This window comes from Paucibacter sp. KBW04 (assembly GCF_003852425.1).
Classification (GTDB): domain Bacteria; phylum Pseudomonadota; class Gammaproteobacteria; order Burkholderiales; family Burkholderiaceae_C; genus Paucibacter_A.
On the sequence record NZ_QAJN01000015.1, the window covers coordinates 185020 to 204947 of the forward strand.

A 19928-nucleotide genomic window follows, 5' to 3' on the forward strand; every position below is an offset into this window, starting at 1 on the left:
GAATGCATGTGTTCTCAAGGGTTCAGCCTTTGCCAAGGCCCAGCCGGGAGTTCGCCCCGGCGAGCGACCCACTTTTCTTGCTTCGCCAAGAAAAGTAAGCAAAAGAAGGTGACCCTAGAACAAGAAGTAGCGCTGCGCCATCGGCAACACCTCCGCCGGCTCGCACGTCAGCAATACCCCATCCGCCCGCACCGCATACGTCTGCGCATCCACCTCCATGCGCGGCAAATAGTCGTTGTGAATCATGTCGCGCTTACCCACCCCGCGTACGCCTCGCACCGCCGCCAAACTCTTGTTCAGCCCATAACGCCGCCCCACATCGGCGGCAAAAGCCGCTTGCGACACAAAGCTCAAGGAACCGCGCGCCAAAGCCCCGCCATAAGCTCCAAACATGGGCCGGTAATGCACCGGCTGCGGCGTGGGAATCGAGGCGCTGGGGTCGCCCATCGCGGCCATGGCAATCATGCCGCCCTTCAAAATCAGCGTGGGCTTGACGCCAAAAAACGCGGGCTTCCAGATCACCAGATCGGCCCATTTGCCGACTTCGATGCTGCCGACTTCATGGCTGATGCCATGCGCAATCGCCGGGTTGATCGCCAGCTTGGCCACATACCGTTTAACCCGCGCGTTATCGTTCTCAGGCCCGTCGCCCGGCAGCGCGCCGCGCTGGGCCTTCATCTTGTGCGCCGTCTGCCAGCAGCGAATGATGACCTCGCCGACCCGGCCCATGGCCTGGGAGTCGGAGCTGAACATGCTGATGGCGCCCAGATCGTGCAGGATGTCTTCGGCGGCAATCGTCTCGCGGCGGATGCGGCTCTCGGCAAAGGCCAGGTCTTCGGCAATCGCCGGGTCCAGGTGATGGCAGACCATCAACATGTCCACGTGCTCGTCCAGGGTGTTGATGGTGTAGGGCCGAGTCGGATTGGTCGATGACGGCAGCACATTGGCCTCGCCCACCACCTTCAGGATGTCGGGCGCATGGCCGCCACCCGCGCCCTCGGTGTGGAAGGTGTGAATGGTGCGGCCCTTGAAGGCGGCCACCGTGTCTTCGACAAAGCCGCTTTCGTTCAAGGTGTCGCTGTGGATGGCGACCTGCGTGTCTGTCGCCTCGGCCACATTCAGGCAGTTGTCAATCGCGGCGGGCGTCGTGCCCCAGTCCTCATGCAGCTTGAGGCCGATGGCGCCGGCATTGATTTGCTCGTGCAAGGCCGCGGGAAGACTGGCATTGCCCTTCCCCAGAAAGCCCAGATTCATCGGAAAAGCATCGGCCGCCTGCAGCATGCGCTCGAGATGCCAGGCCCCCGGCGTGCAGGTGGTGGCAAAAGTGCCGGTGGCCGGGCCTGTGCCGCCGCCCAGCATGGTGGTGACGCCGCTGCTCAGCGCCTCTTCGATCTGCTGCGGGCAGATGAAGTGGATGTGCGTGTCGATGGCGCCGGCGGTGACTATCATGCCCTCACAGGCAATCACCTCGGTGCCGGGGCCGATGATGATGTCCACCCCCGGCTGGGTGTCGGGGTTGCCGGCCTTTCCGATGGCCACGATGCGGCTTTTCTTCAGGCCGATATCGGCCTTGATGATGCCCCAGTGGTCGAGGATCAGGGCATTGGTTAGCACCGTATCGACGGCACCTTCGTCGCGCGTTCGCTGCGACTGCGCCATGCCGTCGCGTATGGTCTTGCCGCCGCCGAACTTGACCTCCTCGCCATAGCCCCCAGCGCACAGGGTCAGGTCTTGCTCCACCTCGATGATCAGCGCCGTGTCGGCCAGGCGCAGGCGGTCGCCCACGGTGGGGCCGTACATCTCGGCGTATGCGCGTCGTCCGATCTTGCTGCTCATAGCTTGCCCTGTACCAAAGCGCGAAAGCCGTAGACGATGCGATCACCACCCAGCTCCACCAACTCCACCGTGCGCTGCTGGCCCGGCTCGAAGCGCACCGCCAGGCCTGACGCGATATTCAAGCGCATGCCGCGCGCGGCCTCCTGGTCAAAGCCCAGGGCCGCGTTGGTCTCGGCAAAGTGGTAATGCGAGCCGACCTGGATGGGCCGGTCACCCTGGTTCTGCACCACCAGCGTGAGCGTGCGACGGCCGGGGTTGAGTTCGTGTTCGCCCTCGGGGGTGAAGAGTTCGCCAGGGATCATGTTCATCTCACCTTGTTCAGACAATGGGTTGATGCACGGTGACGAGCTTGGTGCCATCGGGGAAGGTGGCTTCGACCTGGATGTCGGCAATCATCTCGGCCACGCCTTCCATCACATCGGCACGGCTCAGCACATTGCGCCCCTCGCTCATCAGCTGGGCCACGGTCTTGCCGTCGCGCGCGCCTTCCATCACGGCCGCGCTGATGAAGGCCACGGCCTCCGGGTAGTTGAGCTTGAGCCCACGCGCACGGCGGCGCTCGGCCAGCAAGGCGGCGGTAAAGATCAGGAGCTTGTCCTTCTCCCTGGGAGTCAGTTCCATGGCTTGGCCCAAAGTTGCTTGAAGCCAATGTAGCAAGCCCCGTGCCGCCCCAGGCATGAAATGTGCGTTGAAGCAGAGATGGAAGCCCAGGCCCTCAATCCCGCCACTGCCGACGCGCCCCAGCACGTCATCAAGATCCGGCGCGACTACAACGCCTGGGTGGCCAGCGAGACCTTGGAGGACTATGCCCTGCGCTTTGCCCCGCAGCGCTTTCGCCGCTGGTCGCTGGGGCGGGTGGCCAATACCGCGTTTGGGGCGGCATCTTTTTTGATTCTGGAGGCCGTCGGCGCCACGCTCTTGCTGCAATACGGCTGGGCCAATGCCTTTTGGGCGATTCTGGCCACCGGCGCCATCATCTTTGCGGCCGGGGTGCCGATCAGCGTCTATGCGGCTCGCTACGGGGTGGATATGGATTTGCTGAGCCGTGGTGCGGGCTTTGGATACATCGGCTCCACCCTCACCTCGCTGATCTACGCCAGCTTCACCTTCATCTTCTTCGCGCTGGAGGCCGCCGTGATGGCCTACGCCCTGGACCTGGCGCTGGACATCCCGCCGCGCTGGGGCTATTTGATCTGCGCCCTGCTGGTGATCCCGTTGGTGACGCACGGCGTCTCGGCCATCAGCCGTTTGCAGCTCTGGACCCAGCCGCTGTGGCTGGCCCTGCTGATCCTGCCCTACCTCTACCTGCTGGTGCGCGCGCCTGCGGCCAGCGCCAGCTTCACGGGCATCACGCACCAAGTTGGTCTGCAATCGGGCACGGCCGGCTTCGATCTGCGCTTCTTTGGTGCGGCGCTGACGGTGGGCATCGCCTTGATCACCCAGATGGGCGAGCAGGCCGACTATCTGCGCTTCATGCCCCAGCAAACGCCAGCCAACAAAAAGCGCTGGTGGGCCGCCGTGCTGATCGGTGGGCCGGGCTGGGTGATTTTGGGCGTGCTCAAGATGCTGGGCGGCGCCTTGCTGGCCTGGCTGGCCATCAGCCATGCCGTGCCGCTGGAGCGGGCGGTGGACCCGAACCAGATGTATCTGGCGGCCTATGAGCTGATCTTCCCCAACTACGGCTGGGCGGTGGCGGCCACGGCCTTGTTCGTGTTTGTCTCGCAGCTGAAGATCAATGTCACCAATGCCTATGCGGGCTCGCTGGCCTGGAGCAATTTCTTCTCGCGCCTGACCCATAGCCATCCAGGTCGAGTCGTCTGGGTGGTGTTCAACACCGTGATCGCTTTTGTTTTGATGGAGATGAATGTCTTCGCCGCCCTGGGCGAGGTGCTGGGCCTGTTCTCCAATATCGCCATCGCCTGGATCATGGCGGTGGTGGCCGATCTGGTGATCAACAAGCCGCTAGGCCTCTCGCCCCCAGGCATCGAGTTCAATCGCGCTTATCTCTACGACATCAACCCGGTCGGTGTGGGCGCCATGGCCCTGGCCTCGCTGCTCTCGGTCAGCGCGCATCTGGGCCTTTTCGGGCCCATGGCCCAGGCCTTCTCGGCCTTGATCGCCATGAGCACCGCCCTGCTCACCGCGCCCCTGATCGCCTGGGCCACCAAGGGCCGCTACTACCTTGCACGCCAAGACGAGGATGGCAGCTATGCCCGCCTGCAAGCCACCCGCCAATGCGTGATCTGCGCGCGCGAGTACGAGGGCCCGGACATGGCCCATTGCCCCGCCTACCAAGGCCCCATCTGCTCCTTGTGCTGCACCCTGGACGCGCGCTGCGGCGATCTGTGCAAGCCGCAGGCTCGGCTGGCCGAGCAATGGTCTGCGGCCCTGCGCGCCCTGCTGCCGCGCCGCGTCTGGCCCTACCTGGAAATGGGCCTGGCCCACTATCTGCTGCTAATGCTCTTGGCCGCGCCCTTGCTGGCGGCCCTGGTCGCGGTGATAGGCCTGCACGAGAGTTTTCTGCGGGTCTACCTCACGCTCTTGCTGATCGCCGGCATCACCACCTGGTGGTTGGTGCTAGCAAATCAAAGCCGCGCCGTGGCACAAGAAGAATCCAAGCGCCAGACCCAGGCCTTGATGCGCGAAATCGCCTCACACCGCCGCACCGACGAGGCCTTGCAGGCGGCGCGTCAACAGGCCGACCAGGCCAATCAGGCCAAGAGCCGCTACATCAGCGCCATCAGCCACGAGTTGCGCACGCCGCTGAACAGCATCCTCGGCTATGCCCAGCTGATGGCCGAAGACCAGCAGCTGCCCGCCCACCGCAAGCAGGCGGTGCAGGTGATCAAGCGCAGCGGCGAGCATCTGCTCTCGCTGATCGACGGCACGCTGGACATCGCCCGCATAGAGGCCGGCAAACTCTCCCTGGCCCCCGGCCCCATGCAGTTTGCCGACGGCATGCACGAGCTGGCCGAGATGTTCGAGCCGCAAGCGGCGGCCAAGGGCTTGCAGTTCCGCTTCGAGATCCAGGGCACGTTGCCCGAGTGGGTGCGGGCGGACGACAAACGGGTGCGGCAGATCTTGATCAACCTGATCGGCAATGCCATCAAGTTCACCCCACGCGGCAGCGTCACCCTGCGCGCCCGCCACGCCCGCGAGATGGCCACCATCGAAATCGAGGACAGCGGCCCCGGCCTGAGCCACGATGAGCTGGCCCGCATCTTCGAGCCCTTCACCCGCGGCGACAACAGCGCCAGCGCTGCGGCGCCCGGCGCCGGCCTGGGCCTGACGATTGCGAAGATGCTGACCGACTTGATGGGCGGCGAGTTGAGCGCGCGCAGTACGCCGGGTCAGGGTGCGACCTTTGTCGTTCGCCTCTTCCTGCCCGAGTTGCATGACCTGAACCAGGGCAAGCGGCTCACCCACAGAGTTCTGAAACGCAGGGGCTATGCCGGCGAGCGCCGCCGCATCCTGCTGGTGGACAACGAGGAGGCCGACCGCTGTTTGCTGAGCGAGCTGCTGCAGCCCCTGGGCTTTGAGCTGCGCAGCGCCGCCAGCGGCCACGATGCCCTGGACCTTTTGGCAAGCGGCTACCGGCCCGACGCCGTGCTGATGGACCTGGCCATGCCCGGCATCGACGGCTGGGCAACGATCTTGCGCCTGCGCCAGCTCTACCAGGAGCTTTACCGCGGCAAGCAGCCCCTGCCCCAGATCGCCGTCGTCTCCGCCAATGCCTTCGAGAAAGGCCAGGAGAACGCCGCCGGCATCCAGGCCGAGGACTTCATCTTGAAACCGGTGCGCCACCCCGAGTTGCTGGACTGGCTGGGCCAACGCCTGGGCTTGCAATGGTTGGCGGATGAAGCCCTTGAGCCACAGCCTGCCGTGGTCACGCTAGCAAGACCTGACCCCACGCAATTGCTTGAACTCAAACAAGCCTTGAGCCTGGGCTATCTGCGCGGCGTCTTGCAGCAGCTGGAGAAGATCGAGCAAGCCGAGCCCGCGCTGCAGGCCTGGTGCGAGCGCGCCCGCGGCCTGGCACGGCAGTTCCAGTTTGAAGCCATCAGTGACTTGCTGAACCAAGAGGATGCAAGCCATGTGGGATGAAGGCATGAGCACAGGGCTGGTACTCATCGTCGACGATGTGCCCGACAACCTGGCCGTGCTGCACGACGCCCTGGATGAATCCGGCTACACCGTGCTGGTGGCCACCAGCGGCGCGGCCGCCCTGCAGCGCGCCGCTCAGGCCTTGCCGCAGATCGTCTTGCTGGACGCGATGATGCCGGGCATGGACGGCTTTGAGGTGGCGCGCCGCCTCAAGGCCGAGCCGGCCACGGCGCATATCCCCATCATCTTCATGACCGGTCTGACCGAGACCGAGCACCTGGTCGCCGCCCTGGCCGCCGGCGGGGTCGACTATGTGACCAAGCCCATCAAGCCCAAGGAGGTGCTGGCCCGCATGCAAGTGCATCTACGCGGCGCCCGCCAGGTGCAGCAAAGCCGGAACGCCCTGGATGCCTTCGGCTACGCCAGCATCACCGTGCGCGCCAGCGATGGCCGGCTGATGTGGCAAACCCCTTTGGCCCGCGAGCTGCTGCAGAGCTATTACGGCCATCTGGACCCGCGCCCCGACCATGCCCCGCAGCCCTTGCTGGACTGGCTGCAGCGCCATCTGCCTGCCGCCCTGGTGCAGGGCATCGAGCCGCCGCGCCTGATCGCCGAGCTGGGCGCGCGCCGACTGGCATTTAGCCTGCACCAGCAGCTCAGCGACGAGGAGGGCCGCAACGACGACTGGCTGATCGTCATGCGCGAAAGCTCGGACGCGGCCGTCATCGACTCCATGACCCTGGCCTTCAAGCTCACCGCCCGCGAGGCCGAGGTGCTGTACTGGGTCATCAAGGGCAAGATCAACCGCGACATCGCCGACATCCTCGGCGCCAGCCCCGCCACGGTGAAAAAGCATCTGGAACGCATCCACGCCAAGCTGGGCGTGGAGACCCGCACGGCCGCCGCCGCCATGGCCTTGAGCCGCATGCGGGGCTTGCACCCGCAGTGGGAGATTTGAGGCGGGTCCAGCAAAGCTTGCGGAGTCCCGTTCATTCTGTATTTAACTGATTGCGCAAATAACTGATCAACGATATAAACATGCCACGGTCACAAGAGATGGCCGCCCCCGTCTTTTCAAACCAGGAGACAAGCATGGCCCATATCGTTGTTCTGGGTGCCGGCACGGGCGGCATGCCCGCCGCTTACGAGTTGCGCGCCGAGTTGGGCAGCGGCCACCGCATCACGGTGGTCAACGCCCTGGACTACTTTCAGTTTGTGCCTTCCAACCCCTGGGTGGCCGTGGGCTGGCGCGAGCGGGAGGTCACCACCTTCCCCATCCGCCCCTATCTGGAAAAGAAGGGCATCGATTTCATTGCTCAGCCGGTGCTGCGCATTGATGCCGAGGGCAATGCCTTGGAGCTGGCGGACGGCCAGCGCCTGGGCTACGACTATCTGGTCATCACCACCGGCCCCAAACTCAGTTTTGATGAGGTGCCCGGCGCGGGCCCGGCTGGCCACACCCAGTCCATTTGCAGCATCGACCATGCCGAGCAAACCTGGGCCGCCTACCAAGCCTTTTTGCAAGACCCGGGGCCTGCGGTGGTTGGTGCCATGCCGGGCGCGTCCTGCTTTGGGCCGGCCTATGAGTTCGCCTTCATCCTCAACACCGATCTGCGCCGCCGCAAGCAGCGCAACAAGGTGCCCCTAACCTTTGTGACCAGCGAGCCCTATATCGGCCATATGGGCTTGGGCGGTGTGGGCGACTCCAAAAGCATGCTGGAGAGCGAGTTCCGCAACAACGACATCAAATGGATCTGCAATGCGCGGGTCGACAAGGTCGAAGCCGGCCTGATGTTTGTGAGCGAGCTGGACGAGGCCGGCCAACTCAAAAAGGAACACCAGCTGCCGTTCAAGTTCAGCATGATGCTGCCCGCCTTCAAGGGCGTGGACGCGGTGGCCCAGGTCGAAGGCTTGTGCAATCCGCGCGGCTTTGTGTTGATTGACGAGTACCAGCGCAGCAAGAAGTACAAAAACATCTTCTCGGCCGGTGTCTGCGTGGCCATCCCGCCGGTCGAGGTGACCCCGGTGCCCACCGGCGCCCCCAAGACGGGCTACATGATTGAAACCATGGTCAGCGCCATCGTGCACAACATTGCGGCCGATCTGCGTGGGGCCAAGGCCGACACCAAGGCCAGCTGGAACGCCATCTGCCTGGCCGATATGGGCGACACCGGCGCGGCCTTTGTGGCCCTGCCGCAAATCCCACCGCGCAATGTCAATTGGTTCAAAAAGGGCAAGTGGGTGCATCTGGCCAAGGTCGCCTTCGAGAAGTACTTCATGTACAAGATGAAGAACGGCACCTCTGAGCCCATTTACGAGAAGTACGTCTTGAAGTCGCTGGGCATCGAGCGCCTCGACCGCCCTTGAGCCCGGCAATGGGCCGAGCGAGACCTTTTGCGAAGCCTCGGTAGTTTCCCGCGTAAACAGCCCAGTACCACCACCCGGCAAGCGCTGCGCGCAAGATAGGGCTCACACAAGCCCGCGCAGCGTTTGACGACGGGCACGCCAGGAGACAGGCCATGCAAAAAGCTGACGACAAGTCCTTTGTGCCCATCCACGCGCTTGAGACCAGCGCATGCGATGAGTCCCCCGGCACGGTGCCCAAACAGAATCTGCCGCTGGTGCGGCGGGAGTTCCTCAAGGGCTCGGGTCTCTTGATGGGGACGCTGGCCCTGGGCTCGGTGCTGGCCTCACTGGCACCGTCCACCGCCTGGGCCTTGGAGCTCAAGACCCTCAGCAGCGAGGAGGGTCAGGTCTTGATGGCCATGGGCCGAGTGCTCTACCCGCACAAGAAATTGCCCGATGCCGTCTACGCCTTGCTGGCCAAGGACCTGGATGCCAAGGCCGCTGCCGACCCGGCCAGCGCCAAGATTTTGCGTGCCGGCATCGCGCAGCTGAAGGAGCAGGGCTTTGTGCGCGGCAATGCGGGCCAGCGCCTGGGCATCGTCAAGGCGATCGAGGGCGAGCCCTTTTTCAATCTGGTGCGCGGCCAATGCATCACCTCGCTCTACGACAACGATATGGCCTTCGCCGTCTTCGGCTACCCCGGCTCGGCCTGGGAGAAAGGCGGCTACATCACCCGTGGTTTTCAGGACCTCAAATGGCTGCCGGCCCCGCCGCTTGAAGCGAGCCCACCGCCCTATTTCGGCTGAAGCCCTGCGCAACAAGAAGATCACGGAGACAAGACCATGGCAAAGATCGCATACGACGACGACAGCGCCGTCCTCATCATCGGCTCCGGCGCGGGCGGTGGCACCCTGGCCAATGAGTTGTGCCAGAAAGGCATCAAGGTCATCGTGCTGGAGGCGGGGGCACTGCAGAGCAGCGCCAGCTTCATCAACGATGAATGGAAGAGCTTCAGCCAGCTGGCCTGGTTGGACCCACGCACCACCTCGGGCACCTGGCGGGTGGCCAAGGACTTTGCCGGCCTGCCGGCCTGGATCTGCAAGACCGTGGGTGGCACCACCACCCATTGGGCCGGGGCCTCGCTGCGCTTTCAAGCCCATGAGCTGAAGGCGCGCACGACTTATGGCGAGATTGCCGGCGCCAATCTGATGGACTGGCCGCTCACCCTGGACGAACTGGCGCCTTATTACAGCCGCGCCGAGGACAAGATGGGCGTGACCCGCACCCATGGCATCCCTGGCCTGCCGGGCAATAACAATTTCAAGGTCATGTATGCCGGGGCCAAGAAGCTGGGCTACAAAGAGGTCAACACCGGCAATATGGCCATCAACAGCCAGCCGCGCGATGACCGGGGCCGCTGCATGCAGCTGGGCTTTTGCTTCCAGGGCTGCAAGAGCGGCGCCAAATGGAGCACGCTCTACACCGAGCTGCCCAAGGCCGAGAAAACCGGGCTGATGGATCTGCGCCCCGAGAGCCATGTGAGCCGCATCGAGCATGACGAGAAAGGCCGCGTCAACGCCGTCGTCTACTTCGACAAAGAAGGCAAGGCCCAGCGACAAAAGGCCCGCATCGTCTGCGTGGCGGGCAACTCGATCGAGACTCCCCGGCTCTTGCTCTTGTCCGCCTCCAATCTCTTCAAGGACGGCCTGGCCAACTCCTCCGGCCAGGTGGGGCGCAATTACATGCGCCATATGACGGGCTCGGTCTATGCCCAGTTCAAGCAGCCTGTGCATATGTATCGGGGCACCACCATGGCCGGTGTGATCCGCGACGAGGGCGGGCACGACACCCGGCGCGGCTTTGCCGGTGGCTATGAGATGGAGACCCTGTCGCTAGGCATTCCCTTCATGGCCGCCTTTCTGAACCCCGGCGGCTGGGGTGCGGACTTTGCCGGCTGGATGGACAACTACACCCACTTGGCCGGCATGTGGTTGGTGGGCGAGGACATGCCGCGCGAGAGCAATCGCATCACGCTCAACAGCAATGTCAAAGACCGCTGGGGCAATGCCGCGCCCAATGTGCATTTCGACGATCACCCCAATGACATCGCCATGCGCGAGCATGCCTTCACCCAGGGCCAGCGCGTTTACGAGGCGGCCGGGGCGATCAAGAGCTTCCGCACCCCGCCCTACCCCTCCACCCACAATCTAGGCACCTGCCGCATGGGCGCCTCGGCCAAGACCAGCGTTTGCAATGCCTATGGCCAGACGCATGACATCGCCAATCTCTTCATCTCGGACGGCAGCCAGTTCACCACCGGTGGGGCCGAGAACCCCACGCTGACCATCGTCACCCTGGCCATCAGGCAGGCCGAGTACATCGCCAAGCAGATGGCGGCACGCTCAATTTGAAAGGAGTGGAGCATGTGCGAGTTCTTCGTCAAAGCCGACCCCATCCAGTACGAGCAACGCGCGCGCAGCGTGCGCATCCACGGCGTGCTGACCAGCTTGCGGCTGGAGAATATGGTCTGGGACATCCTGGCCGAGATGGCCGAGCAAGAAGGCTGCACCACCAATGCCTTGATTGCCACCTTTCACGATGAGATCCTGGCGCATCGCGGCGAGGTGCCCAACTTCGCCTCCTTTCTGCGCGTGACCTGCATGCGCCATCTGCGCCGCAGCCTGCAAACGGCCGAGAAGGCCCTGGAGGACAGCAAGCGCGCCGAGGGGGAGCCGCTGCCGCCCAGGCTGGCCGTGGTGGCGGACCTCGGCAACGGCAACACCATCAAACGGAGCGCCGCATGAGTTTTGGCAGCGAGCAAGAGCCGGGCGTCAGCGCGCAGCCCGACGCCCTCACCCGTGGCTTTGTCTTCAACCACAGCATGTTGCGGGTCAAGGACCCGGCCCTGGCCCTGGACTTTTACAGCCGCGTGCTGGGCCTGCGCCTGCTGCGCAAACTGGACTTCCCCGAGATGCAGTTCTCGCTCTACTTTCTGGCCCAGGCCGTGATCGCCGAGGGCGCGCCGCAGGACCCGGGCGAGCGCACGGCCTGGACCTTCTCGCAACGCGGCGTGCTGGAGCTGACCCATAACTGGGGCAGCGAAACGCAGGCCGACTTCAGTTATCACAACGGCAACACCCAGCCCCAGGGCTTTGGCCACCTCTGCTTCTCGGTGCCCGATCTGGACGCCGCGGTGGCCTGGTTCGACCAGCAGCAAGTGCCTTACGTCAAACGCCCGGAGCAGGGCAAGATGAAGGACGTGGCCTTCATCAAAGACCCGGATGGCTATTGGATAGAGATCATCGAGCCCGCCCGGCTCAAGCAGCTCGGGCGGCAATAAGAACTTATCCGCAAATAGCCGGGGTCGGCTGGCGGACGATTTGAACGCAGGGCTGCGTTGCAAATCCTCGCGATACCTTTGGGTATCGCTGTGGTTTGCGCCTTGCTCTGCATCCAAATCGCCTCGCCATCCTCAACCCTGCTATTCACGGACAAGTTCGAAGCCACAAAGCCCCCCTTCATTGCAAATGCGATTCATTCGCATTAAACTAGTTTCTCACCGCGAATCCCGGAACAGCCAGCCTCCTGCCCGCCAGCTCCAGCCCTTGCACCTCTCCGATACGGAGGTGTGCGCAGGCTTAGCCGGCTCGCTCTGGAGGCTTTGCATTCTTGGACCATCAACACAGCTCAAACCCTAGTGGCGGCCATGGCCCCGCCCTGCCCCTGGCCAGCAATGGCGTGGGCGCCGTCAGCCTCTGCCCCTGCGGCGTGCTGACCCTGCACCTCAACTGCTTCAGCCTGCGCCTGGAGCCCGGGGCCTTCCAAGAGCTGCACAAGCTGCTGGGCCTGGCCTTGGGCGAGTTGCGCCCCCCCGCCACGGCCGCGCCCGAACGCATCGGCATCACAGCCGAAGCCCAGGCCAGCAGCGGCCCGGGCGAAGCCCTGCACTGAGGCCGGGAGCCGCGCCATGTGTGAGAAAAAGGAAGACTGCCCCCACAGCAGCGCCCTGCTGATCAGCGGCCTGCACGAGGAGCTTGCGCAAGAGCTTGCCGCGCCGCCAAACCCCGCCTCTTCGTCCCGACGCCGTCGTCTATGGGAGTTAGGCTCGCATGCACTCTGCCCCGTCATCGGCGTCTGTATGCCCATGCCGGCCCTGCGCCGCCTGGCCGACAAGGTGATGGGCGGCCAGGTCCAGGCCGAGGACTACGAACTGCATTGCGGCGTGATCGCCGAATGCCGCTTGCGCAGCAAGATGGCCGATGCCCTGCAAAAAGAGCTGGACCGTCGCTACACGCTCAGCCTACAAGCCACGGCCAAGCTCAAGCATGCTGAGGCCCTGGCGCAGTGGTGGCGCGAAGCCCAGAACAGCAGTCGTGACCTGGCCGGGAGCTTTTGGGCCGTGATCACCCATGCCCGCTGCGACGAGGCTTTGGAGCACAAGGTGCTGGGCCAGGTGCATATGCTGCAGCACCAGATCGGCGTCGGTGCTCGGGTGGACCAGGGCCGCTTCGAGGCCTTGCTACAGGAAAATGCCGTGCTGGGCCGCGAGCTGGCCCAGGCTCAGCAGCGCCATGCAAAGCTTGCCGCCGCCCAGGCCCGCCAGCAGGAGGCGCAAGAGGCGATGTTGATGCGCAGCCGCGCCGAGCTGATCAGCTGCCGCAGTGTCTTGGCCCAAACCCTGGAGCAATTGCAAGCCCTGCAAGCCGAGATCGAACAACCCGCCCTGCGCCAGGCGCGCGAGCGACGCCAACAGCAGCAGGCCCAGCGCCTGGAGGTGCTGGAGCCCGCCCTGCAAGCCGCCCAGCGCGAGGCCCGCCAACAAACCCTGCGCGCCGACGCGGCCGAGGCGGCGCTGCAACTTTTGCGTGAGCAAGCGCCCGCGCCGCAATGCGCGTCGGAGGGCGCTTGCGCGCAGGCAAGACCTGACCCCACGCTGCAGCAGCGCGCCGTGCTCTGCGTCGGTGGCCGACCGGCCAGCGTGCCCATCTACCAGCGGGTGATCGAGCAAACCGGCGGTCGCTTTCTGCACCACGATGGCGGCGAGGAAGACAACCCCGCAAGGCTGGACGCCACGCTTGCCGCCGCCGATCTGGTGATCTGCCAAACCGGCTGCGTCAGCCACAACGCCTACTGGCGAGTCAAGGACCATTGCAAGCGCACCGGCAAGCAATGCGTGTTTGTCGAAACGCCCAGCTTGTCAGCGCTCAAAAAAGCTTTGACGGAGGTGTGCGCGGCCAACAGCCACAAGGCCTTGAGCGAGAAGGACTGAGCTCGCCGCCAAGCTCACCATCAACCCCGCCACTCCAGCCCCAGCTTCAGCTGCAGGGGCTGGGCGCGCTGCTTGATCTGTTCCTGGGACTGCTCGCCTTGCTGCCACTGGCTGCGCTCCCAAAACCCAGTCGCCAAGGCATTGGCCAGACTCAGGCGCAGGGTACTGCTGGGGCCGAGGCTGCGCGAGGCGCTCAGGTCCAACTCCCGTACACCCCGGCTTTGGCTGCGTGAGCTGAGCGAGTCGGGGCTCCAGCCCGTGCTGCCCGTCTTGAAGCTCGCGGCCAGGGTCCAGGCTTGGGGCAGCTTGAGATCCAGGCCCAGATTGAGCTGCCAGTTGGCGCTGTCGCCCCAGCTGCTGTGCTGCAAGGCCTCGCGCCGGGTCCAGCTGTAAGTGAGGTTGTAGCGCAGCGCAAGTAGAAGGCCGGCCACCCAGCGACCATCGGATTCAATCCCCCAGGTCTGGGCCGCACCCATATTGGCCGGGCGCTCGATCCAACGATAGTCCTGTTGCACCAGCTCGACCATTTTGTGATCCTGCCGTCGGCGCGCGAACAGGCCGAGATTGAAGCTATGGCCGGTGGCGGCCTCGCGCTCGTAAGCGAGATCCAGGCCCCAGGCGGTCTCGGGGCGCAGATTTGGATTGCCTTGGTAGTCGGGCGTCAAGGGGCTGTTATTGGTGCTGGTGAAGGGGCGGGGCAGAAGCTCGGCCGCCGTCGGCGCGGCAAAGCTGCGCGCCAGGGCCAGGCGAACACGGCCTTGGGCTTGCGGCAGCTGCCAACGCAGCTGCGCGCTGGGCAAGAGCAGCTGCGCACTGTGGGTTTGCGCCTCGCTGCGGGTGAGCAGATGCTCCCAGCGCAGGCCCGCACTCAAAGAGACCTTGGGTGAAAGCGTCCACTCGTCTTGCACAAACAGGGCCGCGCGCGCCAGCCGGGCCGAGGCGTCCAGGGCGCTGTCGGAAAAGCCCGCCAAGGTTTGCAAGCGCGTCTCGCGGCGCGCTTGCAAGCTGGCCTCGCTGCCCAGGCTGAGCCGGTGATCCGCCGCCGCGTCCAGGCTGAGCTGCAGGCGCTCGCTGATATCGCCCTGGCGCAGATCACCCCAGGTGTGGTCGTCCAGGCTGGCGCCGACATCGGTGAAGTCGGCGTGCTGTCGATGCAGGCCCCCAGCCAGTTCCAGGCTCAGCTCACTCTCGGGGCTGAGCAGCCAGGTTTGCGAAGCTTCGGCTCGCAGCTTGTGATAGCGCTGGGCATAGGCTTCGTGGTGCTGTGGGTAGACAGGGGGGCGGCCTGCCTGCGTCAAGGTTTGAAATGCGGAGTCGCGCCGCAGGCGACCCAACTCCAGGCTGCCCGCCCATTTGCTACCGTCGCTGGCACTGAACTGAGGGGCCAGCCTCAGCACATCGAGCACGCCCTCTCGCTGCTCGCGGGTCTGATGCTGACCGAAGCTGCCCTGCTCGTCGCTGCGAATCAGCTGCTCGAATCTTCGTCGCGAGAGCTGGGCCGCCCAAGCAAAGCTGGCGGCAGAGTCCGGCCAAGGCCCGCTGCCCGAGGCCTGCAGCCGGGACTGGGTCTGCGCCGGGCTGCTCGCGTACTCGGCCTGAGCTTGCTGACCGGGCTTGGCGCTGGCGGGTTTGAGCACGATATTGATGCTGCCCGCCAAGGCCTCGGCGCTGTGCTGGCTGCCGCTGGCGCGCAGAATCTCTACCCGCTCGACCTGCTCGGGTGCGATCTCGTCGAGCGAGAAGCCTTGCGGCGCTTTGCGCCCGTTCAGCAAGATCTGGGTATAGCCCGCCCCCAGGCCGCGCAGGCTCAAAACAGGCGGCTGGCCGACCGGGCCGGGCGTGCTGCTGACACCGGGCAGGCGCTTCAAGGCCTCGCTCAACTGGCTGTCACCCAGGCGCAGCAACTCGGCCTGCTGAATGACGATCTTGCCCTGGGTCTCGGTGACGCGGGCGTCCTGGCGCTGTGCTTGGATTCGGACCGCATCCAGGGTTTCAGTGGCGCCGACATCGGGCGTCAGCAGGGATAGCAAAAGCAGAGCTGTGAGTCGCATTTTTTGCAGGAAGCAGGCAGCGCTCCGCCAACCCTGGGCACGGTGGCCGGGTGGCTGAACGCTGGGGAATGAGAGGGAGGGAGAGAAGAAGCGGCTCAGCCGCCGCTGAACGCTTGGCTTAGGGCCTGGCGTATGGCTTGCAGATCACGCACGCGCTCTTGCCGGTCGGCCGAGGCCAGCAGCACCACGGTATGCGGCTTGCCATCCAGCTTGATCTTGACGGCCATGCAGCCGCCGGCGGCCTGCGAGGAGCCAGTTTTGGAGAGCTGGAAGTTCCAGCCCGGATCGCCGACCAAGGGATTGGTGTTGTGCATCAGGGCCGGGCGGCCGTTCAAGGGCACGCTGGCTTGGCCGCCGCTGGTGATGCGGGCAATGGCCTCGTAGCGCTCGGCCGCACTCAGCAAGCGCGCCACTTCTTGCGCGGTGGAGCGGTTGGCGTCCGAGGCCCCGCTGGCATCGCGCAAATCGGTGTGGCTCAAACCGAGTGCCTGCGCCTTGGCCACGGTGGCGCGCTCAAAAGCAGACAGTCCACCGGGGTAGCTCTGCGCCAGCAGTTCGGCGGCACGGTTGTCCGAGGCCAGCAGGGTGAGAGTCAGGGCACTGCGGCGCGTCAAACGCGTACCAGCCTTCAGGCCCGCATTGCTGAAGCGGTGCTGGGCCACCAAGGCGGGCGTGATGCGCAAGGGCTCGTCCATATCGGCGCCGCTGTCCAGCACCACCATGGCGGTCATGAGCTTGCTGATGGAGGCCACGGGCACGACGGCCTCGGCGTCTTTGGCGGCCAGCACCTGGCCGCTGGCATCGTCCACCACCAGCATGTGTTTGGCGCTGACCAGGATAGGCCCGAGTGAAGCCACGGGGCTGGGCCGCTCGGCGACCGTCGGGGTCGGGTGTTCCTGCTCCTGTGTTTGCGCTTGCACCATCAAGGCCGTGCCCGCCAAGGCCAGGGCACTGGCCAGCAAGCGCCAGCCGGGCCGCTGGGCCTCGGGCCTCAGCAGGCCTTTGATACGGCTCAGCAACTCGCCGTCGTTGGCGGCCAGGGCGGGCTGGGGGTGGCTCAGGCCCTGAGCCAGCTCGTTCAGTGCCAAGGCCAGCTGGCGCGGCTCGCTCAAGACCTGGGCGGCCAGGGCGTCGGCGATCAGCTCGCGCTCGGCGCGCATGCGGCGTGACAGCCACCACACGACCGGGTGGAAGAACAGCAAGGCCTCGACCACACCTTGCACGATGTTGAAGAGATAGTCGGCCCGCCGCACATGGGCCAGCTCATGGGCCAGCAAAGCCTCCAAGAGCGCGGGCGATAAGCCGGTGAGCAGGCAGGCCGGCACGATCACCACCGGCCGCCACCAGCCCACCGTGAGCGGGCTGGGCAAGTTAGCTTTCACCACGCGCAGCAGCACACGACCGCGCAGGCCCATGTCCTTGGCCAAGCCGTCCAGCCGCGTCTGCCAGGCCGCCTCCACCTGCTCGGGCAGGCGGCGCAGGCGCGCCACCCAGATCAAGCCCAGGCTCAAGCGGGTGAACATCAACGCCACACCTAGGCCCCAAGCCGCCACCAGCCAAGGCATGGCGGCTTGCAGACGCAGCAGCCAAGGCGACAGCTCCGCAAGCCTGAGGCTCTCTTGCCAAGTCAGAGGCGCTTGCAGCTCAGCCAGCGTCAGGCAAACATGCCGCAGCGGCAAAGCCACGCACAACAGCAGGGCCGCGCCACACAAGGCATAGCGGCTGCTGGCACTGGCCCGGCGCAGCGCATGCAGCAGCAGCGCCGTGATGCCGCCAATCAGCAAGCCCTGCCACAGAAAATGCAGCAAGGCCCAACCTAGGGCATAGGCCCAGGCGCTCATTGGGGCACCCTCCGCGCTACGCGCTGTCCCGCCAAGCGGGAGCGAGCTTGCTTGGGGCGGCCCGGCGCGGCGCTCACGACTTATCCCCTTCCAAGAGCTTGGCGATCTCCGCCCGCTCCTTCTTGCTGACTTGCGTGCGCAGCGCTGCCATCACCAGGTCCTTGCCCGAGCCCGCGAACACCTTGGACACCAGGTCTTTCAGTATCTGAGTCTGCATCTGGTCTTGCGCATGCACGGGGGCGTAGACATGGGGGCGCTGGCCCTCATCGCGCTTGAGCAAGCCCTTGGTGTGCATGAGCTGCAACTGGCGCAGCACGGTGGCCTCGTTCAGCTCGGGGCGCTCGGCGCTCAGGGCTTCATGGGTCTGCTTGGCGCTGGCCGGGCCTATGCGCCACAGGGTGCGCAAGAGCTCAAGTTCAGCGGCGGTGGGTTTGGGGGCAGGGGTGCTCATGGATGCAGAATAAATGTTCTAGAACAAAATGTCTAGAACATTTATTCTGAACCGGCAGCGCAGGCGTTTAGGCGCGCCAGCCCGGCAGCCGCCAGTCGCGCCAAATGGCCACAAAGCGGCTGCCGGCGATGAAGAAGATGCAAGCGAACAGGCTCAGCCAATCGGGCGCCTTGAGCTGCTCCAGCAGCAGATAAAGCCAGCCGCCCAGAAAGGCCAGCAAGGCATAGGGCTGGTGGTCGCTGAAGGCTTGCGGGATCTCGTTGCAGACGATGTCGCGCAGCACGCCGCCGAAGACGCCGGTGATCACGCCCATCAGCACGCAGATCAGGGCCGGCATGCCCGCGGCCTGGGCGGCGTCCACGCCCACAGTGGCGAACAGGCCCAGGCCCAGGGCATCGGGGACCTGGATCAGGCGGCGGGTGGGTTCGTAGTGGCGCTTGCGCATGAAAAGCACGGCACCGAAGGCGATGGCAAAGATCAGCCAGACGACGTTGACGCTCTCCACCCAGTAAAAAGGCCGCCGGTCCAGCAGCAGGTCGCGCAAGGTGCCGCCGCCAAAGGCCGCGAGGAAGGACACCACGCAGACACCGACCGGATCCAGGTGCTTGCGCGCGCCGGCCAGGATGCCCGAGATGGCAAAAGCCAAGGTGGCGGAGAACTCGATGCCCATGCGCAGCATCAGGCCGTAGTGATCGATCACCGCGTTATTCATCATGAGGAGCAATTCAAGGTTCAGCGGCTTGCCTCGCAAGCCCGGGCCGCATTGTCGCGGGACTCTCGCCTAGCCCGTGTGAATCCCCATCACAAGCCCCTTGTGTAGCGGGCTTGTTCAGGCGCGGTGCAGGCCTTGTCGGGCCATTGTGCTGCGGCCGTGGGCGCTTTGTGTGAGCTCTGTACAGCGCCGCTCAGGAGGCGGCAAACGCTTCAATACTGGCGGCCTTTCGCAGCCCCCATCACCGGAACCCCGGCGGGCCGCTCCATCCAGAGGAGATCAAAACTCATGAAAAAGACATCGATTGTTCGGCTGGCTGCCTTGGGCACTCTCGGCACCTTGTCGCTGGCGGCCACGGCCCAATCCTCCGTTACCCTGTGGGGCACGGTGGACGCCAATGTGCGTTACTCCGACGCCAATGGCCAGAACACCACGCGCCTGGGCACCGACGGCAAGGACAGCAGCACCGTGGGCCTGCGCGGCTGGGAAGACCTGGGCGGCGGCCTGAAGGCAGGCTTCTGGTTGGAGCATCGCTTCAACCCCGATGACGGCAGCATCAATAGCTCCGGCAGGCAGTGGCATGGCCGCTCCTCGATCAGCTTGGCCGGCAACTTCGGTGAGCTGCGCCTGGGCCGCTTCACCACGCCCAGCTACGACAACTATCTGGACTACGACGCCTTCAACGGCAATGGCGTGGGCGCGGTCACCACCTTGCATTCCGATTTGGGCAGCAAGGTCGAAACCATGAGCCGCACGGACAACACGGTGGCCTATTACATGCCGACGACGCAAGGCGGCTTCTTCGGCAATGTGAGCATGGCCGCAGGCGAAGGCGCGGACGGCAAGAAGTACGCCGGTGCTCGCCTGGGTTGGAGCCAGGGTGCCGCCAAGGTGAGTGCCTCCTACGGCGAAACCAACACGCTGAACAGCAAGTACAAGCAGACCTCCATCGGCGGCTCCTACGACTTTGGCGTCGTCAAGACCATGGCCTCGGTGTCGGAAAACAAGTTCCAGGATCTGAAGCAGAACATCTACACCATCGGCGCCCATATGCCGGTCAGCGCTCACGGCACCATCCGCGCCTCTTACGCCATGGTGGATGGCAATGCCGCGGCCGAGAACGCCATGTACGGCGACAGCAAGCAGCTGACCCTGGGCTACCTCTACGACATGTCCAAGCGCACAGCGCTCTACTCCTCGGTCTCGCATATGACGAATACCAAGGCCAGCCTGGCGACCGGTGACTTGGCCGTGCTGCCCGGCGGCAGCTCGACCGCGCTGGAGATGGGCATCGTGCACCGCTTCTAAGCCGGCTGTT

General features: G+C 64.9%; 17 protein-coding genes. 10 read left to right on the forward strand and 7 right to left on the reverse strand.

Translation table 11 applies throughout. The features are described 5' to 3' along the window. Positions 1-114 precede the first annotated feature (114 nt). From ureC to DBR47_RS19180, 3 genes are read right to left on the reverse strand one after another with little or no spacing between them, the layout of a single operon-like run. Positions 115-1836 (reverse strand): urease subunit alpha, encoded by a 1722-nt coding sequence (gene ureC, locus DBR47_RS19170; RefSeq protein ID WP_124453063.1) that lies wholly within the window; start codon positions 1834-1836, stop codon positions 115-117. Beyond that, a complete protein-coding gene (locus tag DBR47_RS19175) occupies positions 1833-2138 on the reverse strand; it encodes an urease subunit beta (protein ID WP_124453197.1) in 306 nt (101 codons plus the stop codon). The genes ureC and DBR47_RS19175 overlap by 4 nt, the downstream gene beginning before the upstream one ends. 16 nt (positions 2139-2154) lie before the next feature. After that, positions 2155-2457 carry an urease subunit gamma gene (locus tag DBR47_RS19180; RefSeq protein ID WP_124453066.1) on the reverse strand — a complete coding sequence of 101 codons (303 nt, stop codon included), beginning with the start codon at positions 2455-2457 and terminating at the stop codon, positions 2155-2157. 78 nt (positions 2458-2535) lie between these two features. On the opposite strand from DBR47_RS19180, the gene DBR47_RS19185 reads away from it, so the two are divergent. From DBR47_RS19185 to DBR47_RS19225, 9 genes are all read left to right on the forward strand, one after another. After that, positions 2536-5940, forward strand: a complete 3405-nt coding sequence (locus tag DBR47_RS19185) for an ATP-binding protein (protein WP_124453199.1) — start codon at positions 2536-2538, stop codon at positions 5938-5940. After that, complete coding sequence (locus tag DBR47_RS19190) at positions 5930-6898, forward strand: response regulator transcription factor (protein ID WP_231512400.1); 969 nt, start codon at positions 5930-5932, stop codon at positions 6896-6898. Before DBR47_RS19185 ends, DBR47_RS19190 begins: the two co-directional genes overlap by 11 nt. 134 nt (positions 6899-7032) lie before the next feature. Further along, a complete protein-coding gene (locus DBR47_RS19195; RefSeq protein ID WP_124453070.1) occupies positions 7033-8307 on the forward strand; it encodes an NAD(P)/FAD-dependent oxidoreductase in 1275 nt (424 codons plus the stop codon). A 152-nt stretch (positions 8308-8459) separates the two neighbouring features. Beyond that, complete coding sequence (locus tag DBR47_RS19200; RefSeq protein ID WP_124453072.1) at positions 8460-9092, forward strand: twin-arginine translocation signal domain-containing protein; 633 nt, start codon at positions 8460-8462, stop codon at positions 9090-9092. Positions 9093-9128: 36 nt separating this feature from the next. Next, positions 9129-10697 (forward strand): GMC family oxidoreductase, encoded by a 1569-nt coding sequence (locus tag DBR47_RS19205; protein ID WP_124453074.1) that lies wholly within the window; start codon positions 9129-9131, stop codon positions 10695-10697. Positions 10698-10709: 12 nt separating this feature from the next. Continuing rightward, on the forward strand, positions 10710-11090 hold the full coding sequence (locus tag DBR47_RS19210; protein ID WP_124453076.1) for a ribbon-helix-helix domain-containing protein: 381 nt from the start codon (positions 10710-10712) through the stop codon (positions 11088-11090). Beyond that, positions 11087-11626, forward strand: coding sequence for a lactoylglutathione lyase (gene gloA / locus DBR47_RS19215; RefSeq protein ID WP_124453078.1), 540 nt, complete (start codon positions 11087-11089; stop codon positions 11624-11626). The genes DBR47_RS19210 and gloA overlap by 4 nt, the downstream gene beginning before the upstream one ends. A gap of 329 nt (positions 11627-11955) precedes the next feature. Continuing rightward, positions 11956-12237: a hypothetical protein gene (locus DBR47_RS19220; protein WP_124453080.1), complete on the forward strand. Its 282-nt coding sequence runs from the start codon at positions 11956-11958 to the stop codon at positions 12235-12237. Positions 12238-12253: 16 nt separating this feature from the next. After that, positions 12254-13555 carry a DUF2325 domain-containing protein gene (locus tag DBR47_RS19225; RefSeq protein WP_124453082.1) on the forward strand — a complete coding sequence of 434 codons (1302 nt, stop codon included), beginning with the start codon at positions 12254-12256 and terminating at the stop codon, positions 13553-13555. Positions 13556-13575: 20 nt separating this feature from the next. Here DBR47_RS19225 and DBR47_RS19230 read toward each other — a convergent pair whose 3' ends face one another. The 4 genes from DBR47_RS19230 to DBR47_RS19245 form a co-directional block, all read right to left on the reverse strand. Next, entirely contained in the window at positions 13576-15606 is a 2031-nt protein-coding gene (locus tag DBR47_RS19230; RefSeq protein WP_124453084.1) for a TonB-dependent siderophore receptor, read from the reverse strand. A 95-nt stretch (positions 15607-15701) separates the two neighbouring features. Further along, positions 15702-17447 (reverse strand): M56 family metallopeptidase, encoded by a 1746-nt coding sequence (locus DBR47_RS19235; RefSeq protein WP_124453086.1) that lies wholly within the window; start codon positions 17445-17447, stop codon positions 15702-15704. Between the two features lie 73 nt (positions 17448-17520). Next, a complete protein-coding gene (locus tag DBR47_RS19240) occupies positions 17521-17898 on the reverse strand; it encodes a BlaI/MecI/CopY family transcriptional regulator (protein WP_124453089.1) in 378 nt (125 codons plus the stop codon). A 67-nt stretch (positions 17899-17965) separates the two neighbouring features. Continuing rightward, the gene (locus DBR47_RS19245) at positions 17966-18610 is read right to left on the reverse strand and encodes a trimeric intracellular cation channel family protein (RefSeq protein ID WP_124453201.1); all 645 of its coding nucleotides are present in this window, start codon (positions 18608-18610) and stop codon (positions 17966-17968) included. 288 nt (positions 18611-18898) lie between these two features. Between DBR47_RS19245 and DBR47_RS19250 the strand changes: the two genes are divergently transcribed. After that, positions 18899-19918 carry a porin gene (locus DBR47_RS19250; RefSeq protein WP_124453091.1) on the forward strand — a complete coding sequence of 340 codons (1020 nt, stop codon included), beginning with the start codon at positions 18899-18901 and terminating at the stop codon, positions 19916-19918. Positions 19919-19928 lie beyond the last annotated feature (10 nt).